This is a genomic window from Pseudogemmobacter sp. TB195, from assembly GCF_058313095.1.
The window spans coordinates 1-592 of sequence record NZ_JBZEGG010000158.1; the positions used below are offsets into that span (position 1 = coordinate 1).

Below are 592 nucleotides of genomic sequence, written 5' to 3' on the forward strand. Positions count from 1 at the left end.
GTTCCCCAGCATGACCGCGAGATGGCCTGCCGCAACGAGGTATTCAGCCGGATCGACGCCGCCCTGCGTGAGAAGGGTATAAGCCTGAAGCCATTGGTTGAGGGGACGGCATGACGAACCGCATCCCACGCACCATCAAACCAGATCGGAGGGCTGCGTCATGTCGAAAGCGGTAAACGCCCGTATCGACAAGTTGCTGTCCTCGATGGGCTATGGATCGCGCCGCGAGATCGGCGGGCTGGCGCAAGCGGGCCGCATCATATTGGACGGCGAGAAGGTCAATGACGTGACGCGGCGTATTACGGTCACGGCGGAGCTGCCCAGGCGCATGACCGTGGGCGGGGAACAGCTTGATCCCGTTGCAGGACTGGTGATCCTCCTGAACAAGCCCGCCGGGGTGACATGCTCGCACAGCGATGCCGGGCCACTGGTTTACGATCTACTCCCGACCCGCTGGCGGCGGCGGGATCCGGCGATTTCGACGGTCGGCAGGCTCGACAAGGAAACATCTGGCATGTTGCTGCTGACCGACGACGGCGAGTTCCTGCACCGCGTCACAAGCCCGAAACGGAAGGTCAGCAAGACCTATCGC

Annotated in this window: 1 protein-coding gene; it reads left to right on the forward strand. The window is 62.8% G+C overall.

Going from position 1 to position 592, the window contains the following annotated elements:
• Positions 1-160: 160 nt before the first annotated feature.
• Positions 161-592 (forward strand): pseudouridine synthase (locus AC4FS3_RS29135; RefSeq protein WP_491023441.1); only part of this gene is annotated, 432 nt, incomplete at its 3' end.